Origin of the sequence: Rubrivivax gelatinosus (assembly GCF_004340905.1) — a bacterium.
Taxonomy (GTDB): domain Bacteria; phylum Pseudomonadota; class Gammaproteobacteria; order Burkholderiales; family Burkholderiaceae_C; genus Rubrivivax; species Rubrivivax gelatinosus.
Map to the genome: position 1 here is coordinate 111,083 of NZ_SLXD01000015.1, position 8,734 is coordinate 119,816.

The 8,734-nt window shown below is 72.0% G+C and carries 9 protein-coding genes and 1 pseudogene; 6 read left to right on the top strand and 4 right to left on the bottom strand.

Features of this window, described 5'->3' with window-relative positions; translation table 11 throughout:
* Positions 1-60 precede the first annotated feature (60 nt).
* The 4 genes from EV684_RS20870 (at position 61) to EV684_RS20885 (ending at position 4,826) form a co-directional block, all read left to right on the top strand.
* Positions 61-495 carry a copper chaperone PCu(A)C gene (locus tag EV684_RS20870; protein WP_165908554.1) on the top strand — a complete coding sequence of 145 codons (435 nt, stop codon included), beginning with the start codon at positions 61-63 and terminating at the stop codon, positions 493-495.
* A 172-nt stretch (positions 496-667) separates the two neighbouring features.
* Positions 668-2,905 (top strand): hypothetical protein, encoded by a 2,238-nt coding sequence (locus EV684_RS20875; RefSeq protein ID WP_132649274.1) that lies wholly within the window; start codon positions 668-670, stop codon positions 2,903-2,905.
* Positions 2,906-3,006: 101 nt separating this feature from the next.
* A complete protein-coding gene (locus EV684_RS20880; RefSeq protein ID WP_132649275.1) occupies positions 3,007-3,879 on the top strand; it encodes a peptidyl-prolyl cis-trans isomerase in 873 nt (290 codons plus the stop codon).
* Positions 3,876-4,826: a HupE/UreJ family protein gene (locus EV684_RS20885; RefSeq protein ID WP_132649276.1), complete on the top strand. Its 951-nt coding sequence runs from the start codon at positions 3,876-3,878 to the stop codon at positions 4,824-4,826. Before EV684_RS20880 ends, EV684_RS20885 begins: the two co-directional genes overlap by 4 nt.
* Here the strand turns inward: EV684_RS20885 and EV684_RS20890 are convergent, their stop codons facing one another.
* The 4 genes from EV684_RS20890 to EV684_RS20900 are packed head-to-tail and all read right to left on the bottom strand — an operon-like array spanning position 4,827 to position 6,728.
* The gene (locus EV684_RS20890) at positions 4,827-5,366 is read right to left on the bottom strand and encodes an isochorismatase family protein (protein WP_132649277.1); all 540 of its coding nucleotides are present in this window, start codon (positions 5,364-5,366) and stop codon (positions 4,827-4,829) included.
* Positions 5,363-5,521 carry a hypothetical protein gene (locus EV684_RS24100; protein WP_165908555.1) on the bottom strand — a complete coding sequence of 53 codons (159 nt, stop codon included), beginning with the start codon at positions 5,519-5,521 and terminating at the stop codon, positions 5,363-5,365. Before EV684_RS24100 ends, EV684_RS20890 begins: the two co-directional genes overlap by 4 nt.
* A 26-nt stretch (positions 5,522-5,547) precedes the next feature.
* Complete coding sequence (locus tag EV684_RS20895) at positions 5,548-6,132, bottom strand: hypothetical protein (RefSeq protein WP_132649278.1); 585 nt, start codon at positions 6,130-6,132, stop codon at positions 5,548-5,550.
* Positions 6,132-6,728, bottom strand: coding sequence for a HupE/UreJ family protein (locus EV684_RS20900; RefSeq protein ID WP_132649279.1), 597 nt, complete (start codon positions 6,726-6,728; stop codon positions 6,132-6,134). The genes EV684_RS20895 and EV684_RS20900 overlap by 1 nt, the downstream gene beginning before the upstream one ends.
* A gap of 457 nt (positions 6,729-7,185) precedes the next feature.
* Here EV684_RS20900 and EV684_RS20905 point away from each other — a divergent pair, with 457 nt between their 5' ends.
* Entirely contained in the window at positions 7,186-7,401 is a 216-nt protein-coding gene (locus EV684_RS20905) for a hypothetical protein (RefSeq protein WP_132649280.1), read from the top strand.
* 109 nt (positions 7,402-7,510) lie between these two features.
* Positions 7,511-8,734: pseudogene (locus EV684_RS20910) on the top strand (diguanylate cyclase); the annotation flags it as partial.

The following is an 8,734-nucleotide window of genomic DNA, read 5'->3' on the forward strand; positions in this document are numbered from 1 at the left end:
TCACGCCGGCTTCATCGTGCGCGGCGAGCATCGCGCGTGCACCTCATGCCGGAGTCCCCGATGCCCTCCCCGTCCCGCCGCGCCCTGATCCAGTCCGGCCTGCTGCTGTGCGCCGCCGCCGTCGCGCCGCGCGCCCACGCCTGCGAGTTCTTCGCCACGACGCTGCGCGTCACGCACCCGTGGACGCGCGCCACCGCGCCCGACGCCGACTCCTGCATCGTCAGCCTGAAGATCGACGAAGTCACCTGCGACGACCGCCTGGTCGGCGTGCGCTCGCCGGTGGCCACCGGCGCCCGCGTGGACGGCGCCGACGGCGTCGACGTGGCGATCCTCGCCGGCCGCGAGACGGTGTTCGGTGACGGCGGCCCGACGCTGCGCCTCGTCGGCCTGCGCCACCCGCTGGAGATCGCACGCAGCTACCCCCTCGAACTGGTGTTCGAACGCGGCGGCCCGGTGGCCGCGACGCTCAACGTCGACTACGGCCGCTTCTTCTAGAGCGCCGCGCGCCGCACCGGCCCGGTGCGCGCCACGGCGGCCGCCGCCGCCACGAAAGCGTCACGGACGCTTCATGCCCGGTTCCTAGCATCGGCCGGCGACTGCGGGAGGGAGGGTGCCCGTCGCGCCCGCCACGCAGCGCTCCACCGAGAAAGACCTCAGGAGTCCCGCGATGAAACGTCATTTCGTCCGCAGCCCGCTCGCCCTCGCCGCTCTCGCGGCGCTCGGCACGACGGTGCTCGTCAGCGCGCCGGATCTGGCCCGCGCCGCCAAGGGCGCCGGCCAGTACGTGACCGGCGATTTCCACAACCACACCACCTGCTCGGACGGTTCGATCTCGATGCAGAAGCTGGTGAAGAAGTCCACCGACAAGACCGACACGCCCTGGGGCCTGGACTGGTTCGTTCAGGCCGGCCACGGCGGCAACGGCAACCGCAACTGCACGCTGGCCGAGGACTCTTCGCTGGCCACGCCCGCCTACCCGCTGGTCAGCTCCGCCGACGGCAGCACCGTGCAGGGCCCGACGACGACCTGGCAGAACACCAACCCGGCCGTGCAGCCCAAGGGCCTGGTCTCGGGCACCGCGCCCAGCCAGAACATGTGGCGCTGGCAGTCGCTGCAGGAGTTCCAGTACCCGCTGCTGGAGTATCTGGCGGCCTACAAGAACAAGCCGATGTTCCTGGGCCTGGAGTCGGTGGTCGCCGGCCACGAGCACTCGTCGATGTCGGTGATTACCGGCCAGATGCCCAAGTCGCTGGACACGGCCAAGCTGCCGACCAGCGCCGGCTACACCGCGCTGGGCAATGCCAGTGCGCTGTCGCAGTGGGAGTACTGCTTCGACCGCGCCGACAGCGACACCAGCCGCGGCAACACCAGCGTCGGCGGCACGACGGGCAACAACTGGGACTGCTCGGTCCCGGGCAGCCTGAACTCGGCCGACCCGAGCTGGAACGCTACCGCCGCCAAGCTGATGCCGGCCAGCGGCACCGGTGCCGGCGAGCGCGGCCACGCCAAGACCGTCGAGGCCATCAAGTGGCTGGCGCAGAAGCACGTCGACGGCGCCTATTACGTTCCCGCCCACCTGGAGCGTGCCGGCCCGTTCAACCCGGACGGCAACAACGGCTTCAACGTCGAACACCTGCGCAACCTGAACAACGCCGGCCCGACGATCGCCTTCGGCTTCGAGACCCAGCCGGGCCACCACGCCTCGGACAACCGCGGCGAGTACTCGCCCAACCGCAACACGATCGCCGGCGTGAAGGTCGACTCCGCCGGTGGCACCACCTGGGGCGGCACCGGCGTCTACGGCGCCGTGGTCGGCGGCGTCTGGGACTCGCTGCTCGGCGAAGGCCGCAACTGGTGGTTCTTCGCCAGCTCCGACTGGCACAACCGCGGCAGCTTCGGCCCCGACGACCGCCGCTCGACGCAGGACTTCTTCCCCGGCGAGTACCAGCGTGACCACGTGATGGTGCGCCCGGGCAGCGACCAGAAGGTGCGCCCGCAGACCATCGTCGACGGCCTGCGCAGCGGCAACAGCTTCACCTCCACCGGCCAGCTGATCGACCGCCTGGCTTTCGTCGCCTGCGTGCAGTACCGCGGCAACCAGGACCGCCGCGAGGACATCGTCGAGGCGCTGGCGCTGTCGGCCGCACGCGGCAACACCGACCTCGAGATGCAGGGCTGCGCGACGATGGGCGAGAAGCTCGTCGTGCGCCCGGGCGCGGACATCGTCGTCTCGGTGGTCGTGCGCGACCCCTCGGGCACGAACTACTCGCCCTACACCTTCGCCAACCCGTCGCTGGCCCAGGTCAACATCAGCCAGCCGCTGAACCAGCCGGTGCTCGACCACGTCGACGTCATTGGCGGCATGGTCAGCGGCTACCGCCAGGTCGGCGCCGCCGACTACGCCGGCGCCTGGCCCAACACCTGGCTGGCCAACCCGTCGATGGACACGGTGCCGGCGGCGGCGAAGAACACGACGGCCTCGGTGCTGAAGACCTTCAACGCCGCGACCTGGAAGACGCTGCGCACCGACACGCAATACAAGCGCATGACCTTCCGCATCCCGGCGGTCTCGGGCTCGCAGTACCTGCGCCTGCGCGGCAGCAACCTGCCGGCCGGCGTGCCCTGGGAGACCGACGCCAACGGCAACCCGATGGCCGACCTCTACACCAACGCCAGCAACACCGCGAACCTGAAGATCCCCTGCACCGTCACCGGCAGCAACGTGCCGGAGAACGGCACGACCTACAGCGGCGCGGCGATCGACGGCTGCCCGAACCACCTGCCGACGGTGGGCGGCGTCAAGTACCTCGCCTACGACGTCGCGGCCTGGTCGGACCTGTGGTTCTACAGCAACCCGATCTTCATCGAGGTCAGCGGCGGCACGCGCGTCGCGGGCGTCAAGTAATCGCCCCGGCCCTGGCCCCCGAGGGCGCCGCGCATCGCGCGCGGCGCCTTTTCGCGTTCCCGCGTTCTCCTTTTCGGCGGCGCCCGTGCGCCGCACCGTGCATGTCCAACGAGCTGACATCCCCGCCGGGCGCCGCCGCGGCGCCCTCCTCCACCCCGGCGGCGCGCCGGCCGCTGCCGCGCTGGCTGCGCGAGCCGCTGCTGCACTTCGCGATCGCCGGCGTCGCGCTGTTCGCCGTCGACCACTGGATCGTCGGCGCCAGCGACGACCCGCGCACGATCGTCGTCGGCGCCGAGGTCGACGACAAGGCGCGCGAGCTGTTCCGCGGCTCGCGCGGGCGCGACCCCGACGCCAAGGAACTGGCCGCGTTGCGCCAGGTCTGGGTCGACAACGAGGTGCTCTACCGCGAAGGCCTGGCGCTGCAGGTCGACCGCGGCGACGCCGCGATCCGCGAACGCGTGATCTTCAAGGCGCTGTCGGTCGTCGACGCGAATCTGAAGCCGCCGGCGGCCGACGAGAAGACGCTGCGCGCCTGGTTCGAGGCCCACCGCGCCAAGTACGACGAACCGCCGCGTTTGGACTTCCAGGAAGCCGTGCTCGCCGGCGAGGCGAGCGAGAGCGCGGTGCGCGCGCTCGTCGAGCGCCTGAACCACGGCGCGCCGGGCGAGATCGACGCCGGACTGCGCGTCTTCAAGGGCCGGCCGCAGGCCAGCCTGGTGCCCAGCTACGGCGAGGACTTCGCCACCGCGCTGGCCGAGGCCACGCCCGGCGAATGGCGCGCGCTGCGCGCCCAGGACGGCTGGCACGCGATCCGCGTCGACGGCTCGTCGCCGGGCCGGCCGGCGCAGTTCGAGGCGCTGCAGGGCATGCTGCTGCAGGACTGGACCGACACCGTGATGGCCGAGCGCCGCACCGCCGCCGTGCGCGAACTGGCCAGGAAGTACCACGTGCGCGTCGAGGAGACGGCGCGATGAGGCGCGTGCTGCGCTGGCTGCTGCTGGCCTGGCTGGCGCTCGTCGCCGGCGCCGCCGCGGCACACGAGATGAGCATCGCCGAGATGGAACTGCGGGAGACCGCGCCGGGCGAGTTCCTCTGGCAGTGGACGGCCACCGCGCGCCCGGTCGGCAGCGACCTCGTGCCGCGCTGGCCGGCGCCGTGTTCGGCCGAGGGCAACCTGCTGCGCTGCGGCGACGCCGGGCTGAAGGGCCGGCTGGCGGTCGACGGCGTCGGCAAACGCTACTCGGCGGTCATCGTCAAGATGTTCTGGCGCGACGGCGGCTCGCGCGTCGCGACGCTGACCGCGGCCCAGCCCGAGGTGCAGGTCTTCGGCAGCGCCGAGGACAGTCGCGGCTTCGCCGAGATCGCCCAGGCCTACGTCGGCCTGGGCGTGCAGCACATCCTGACCGGCACCGACCACCTGATGTTCGTCGCCGGGCTGCTGTTCCTGGTCGGCTTCAACCGCCGGCTGGTCTGGACCGTCACCGCCTTCACCGTCGCGCACAGCCTGACGCTGGCCTTGAGCGCGTTCGGCTGGCTGTCGCTACGGCCGCCGCCGGTGGAGGCGACGATCGCGCTGTCGATCGTGCTCGTCGCCGCCGAGGCGCTGCGCCGCGAGGACACGCTGTCGCGGCGCTGGCCGGCGCTGGTGGCCTTCGGCTTCGGCCTGGTGCACGGGCTGGGCTTCGCCGGCGCGCTGCGCCAGTTCGGCCTGCCCGAGAACCATCTGCTGACGGCGCTGGTGGGCTTCAACGTCGGCGTCGAGATCGGCCAGCTGCTGGTCATCGCCGCCGCCTGGGCCGTCTGCCGTGCGCTCGCACCCTGGCCGGGCTTCGCGCGCACGCGGGTGCCGGCGCTCTACGCGATGGGCAGCGTCGCCGCCTGGTGGGCCTGCGCGCGCATCGTGAAGATCGTCGCCGCCTGATCAGGCGGCCTCGAAGCCGATCTCGGCCGCCGGCACGCAGCGCACACGCGGCCCGTAGCTGTCGATCGAGGCCAGCGTCGTGTTGTGGTGGGCGACGATCTGCGGCGCCGCGAGCACGGCGTTGTCCAGCGTCGAGTGGCCGTCGGCGACCAGCGTGACCGGGTAGCCGTGGGCGAGCGCGCCGCGCACCGTCGAGTCGATGCAGAACTCGGTCTGGAAGCCGCAGACGACGAGTTCGCGCACGCCGTTGGCCTGCAGCAGCTCGTGCAGCCCGGTGTCGTGGAAGGCGTCGCAGGCGGTCTTGCCCAGGCGCAGGTCGGCGGGCTGGACCTCGAGCCGGTCGTCGAGCTGCCAGCCGGGCGTTCCGCGGCGCAGCGGCTCGTCACCCTCGTGCTGCACCAGCACCACGGCAGCGCCGGCGGCGCGCGCCGCGGCGGTGACGGCGTTGATGCGGGCGATGACCGCCTCGGCCTCGTGCACCGCCCAGGGGCCAAGGCACAGCAGGGTCTGGACGTCGACGACGAGCACGGCGGTCTTCACGGTTCGGATCTCCCGGGTTCGCGTCCTGCACGCCAACGCAGCAGCAGGTGCAGCACGACGGCCAGCAGCATGCCGGCACCCAGCGGCCACCGCAACGGTGTCGTCACCGGTTGCTCGGCTGCCGGATCGACTTCCCGCGTGCCGGCCAGCGCCATCGCCAGGACGACGGCTGCGCCGAGCGTCAGCCGCGCACCACGACCAGCATCAGCACCATCACCGCGCTGGCCGTCAGCCAGGAGCCGGCGACACGCACGCCGATGCGTGCCCAGGCCGGGCGTGCCTGCTGCACCAGGCCGGCAGCGCAGGCCGCCAGCAGCAGCGCGGCGACGAAGGCGCCCAGCAGACTGCCGGCGCGCACGGCGCCGACCGCCGGGCCTGGCGCACTCACCCAGCCGGCCGCGGCACCCACGAGCGCTGCCATCGGCACCAGCGCCAGCGGCGGCCAGGGCCGGTGCAGCACGACCGACAGGCCCGTCAGCACGGCCAGCACGAGCAGGAGTTCACGCGCGATCGCCGGGCCCGGCGCGGCGCCGGCCAGCAGCCCGGCCGCCAGCGCCAGCGCCAGCGCAGCCAGCGCCGGGCGCGCCGCCTGCAGCCCGCGCTGGCCCAGTGCCAGGCCCAGCGCCAGCAGCGCGATCGCGGCCGCCGGCGTCAGCAGCAGATGCAGCGCGCCGTCGTAGAAGGCGTCGACTGCCTTGACGGCGCCGTGCGCGAGGGCCGGCAGCGGCAGGGCGAGCGTCGCGGCGGCAGCCCGTCGTCCGCGCATCACAGGGCGCGGCCGAAGAAGACGACCCCGGCCACGGCGATCAGCGCGCCGGCGCTGCGCACGACCAGGCGGCCCTGCGGCCAGCGCACGGTCTCGCCCAGCGCGATGCCGGCCAGATGCAGCAGCCCGGTGGCGACGACGAAACCCAGGCTGTAGGCCACCGGGTCGGCGGCGCCGGGCAGCTCGGTGCCGTGGGCATGGCCGTGGAAGACGGCAAAGGCGCCGACCAGCACCGCCGCGACCCACAGCGCCGGCCGCGCGGCAAAGGCCACCGCCCCTCCCAGCAGCACCGCCGACAGCGCGATGCCGATCTCGACGCCCGGCAGCGGCACGCCGGCCACGCCGAGCGCGCCGCCCAGCGTCATCACCAGCGGAAACACGACCGGCAGCACCCAGATCGCCGGCCGGCCGAGGAAGGCGCCCCACAGGCCCACGGCGACCATCGCCGCGACGTGGTCCCAGCCCATCAGCGGGTGCAGGAAACCCGAGGTGAAACCGCCGACGACGCCGTCGCCGGTGTGGGCCGCGGCCAGCAGGGGCACGAGGCAGAGGATCGCCGCGACGGCACGCGGCAGGAGATGGCGGGACGACGGCAAGGCTGGACCCCGGTGCGACCACGGCCGGCGCAGCACGCCGAAACCGCGGCCATCTCGTGAAAACGCCCCGCCGCGGGATGCGGCGGGGCGTCGGTGTTGGCATCGGCCATGCCGGGTGACGGGTTCCCGTTAGTCGCCCAGTGTTGCGACCGGTTTCGCACGCCGATGCCGGCATTGTGGCCAGCGTGTATGTCGCTCCTGTGTCAGCCGCCATGGCCTCAGGGGCGCCACGCGCCCTGCGCTTGCACCAGCGACGGGTCGTCACGCGCCGTTCGGCTGACTCGAGGCCGCGCAAGAAGGCGTCCCCGTTGTGCAAGCCGCCCAGGATGTGGCGCGCGTCACGGGCCGGTGCGGCCTCGACCCCTATACTGAAAATCCGTTCTGTTTGTGCTTGCAACACGGGGCACGCCGATCCGGCAAACCACTGCCGACTGTGTCCCATTACCAAGAGATAAACATGTCGAAGCTGCTTGACCTGATGCAAAAACTCGCAAGCGACGCCGCGCTGAACAGCGAATACGAGCAGGATCCGCAAGCGGTGATCCGCCGTATCGGGCTGTCCGCCGAGGAGAGCGCGGCGCTGCTGGCGAAGGACTACGAGGCGATCAAGCGCCTCACCGGGCTGCAGGACGGACAGTTCTCGACCCAGCACACCATCCAGGCCTACGACTAGCGGGCGGTCTCGGGCGCAGTACTCGGGCATGCGCCGATACAGCCCCATCGCAGCGCTGCTGCTGGCGCTCGCCGGAGCTGTCTTTGCTGATCAGGCGCTGGAACCGCAGGTGGCCGAGATCGAGCGGCTGGGCATCTCCGCGAACTGGCGTGACGTCAACACGAAGATCCAGACGCTGTCGCCGCGGCTCGAGACACTCAGCCGGGAACAGCGACAGCGCGTGGAGTTCGTGCGGCTGCGCATGCTGGCGCTGTCGGGCGACGTGGCCGGCGCAGCGACCGGCCTCGGCGCGTTGTTGCAGGAGCCGCTGGCCGCGGACCTGCGCATGCGTGTCTACGGCACAGCCATCAATGTCGCCGCGAACGCCGGGCAATGGTCGCAGGCGTTCACCTGGCTCGACGAGGCGCTTGCCTACCTGGACGAGGAACCCCAACAGTCGGCGCGTCTGCTGGGCATCGCCAGCTACCTGCACAACCTGGTCGGGGAAACCAAGAAGGCGCGTGAACTCGCGTTGCGCGAGCTCGCCCTCGCCGACAAGGGCAGCGATGAACGCGCCAAGTGCCTCGCCGTGAGCCACCTGGCGACGGCGGAAGCCAGTGCGGGCCGCAACAAGGAGTCCGAACGTCTGCGCTGGCGGCAGATCAATGCCTGCGCGCGTGCCGGCGACCTGATCTTCGCCGCCGAAGGCAAGTGGGGTGTCACGAAGATGCTGGCCGCGCAGGGTCGCTACGACCAGGCCCTGAACTGGGCGGATCAGGCGCTGGCGGACTTCGCAAGGGCCGGGTATGCCCCGGGCGCGTGGGGGGTGCGGCTGGCACTTGCCGGCAGCCTCGTCGAGTCGGGTCGCGACCTCGACCGCGCCGGCCGCCTGCTGGCCGACGCCTTGCTCTACTACCGCGATCAGAAAGCGCCCGACATGATCGCGGAGACCGAACAACTCCTGGCACGCCTGGCCGAGAAGCGCGGCGACCCTGCCCAAGCGCTGGCGCACTACAAGCGGGCGACCGTGTCGACGGCGTCGGCCGAGAGCGAGACCCGCGAGCGTCGTCTGGCCTATCTGCAGGTGCAGTTCGACATCCGGCTGAAGGAGCAGCAGATCGCGCTGCTGAAAGCGGAGAAGGAAGTGGCCGCGCTGCAGGTCACCGCGGCGCAGCGCCGGCAGTGGCTGCTGTGGGTCGGCCTGGGCGGGCTGGCGCTGGTCGCGATGCTGCTGACGATCCTGCTGCGGCGTGCGTTCATCGAGCGCCGGCGCTACCGCTGGCAGTCCGAGCACGACGGCCTGACGCGGCTCTACAACTACCAGCAGGTGCGCAAGCTGGGCGAGGCCGCGTTC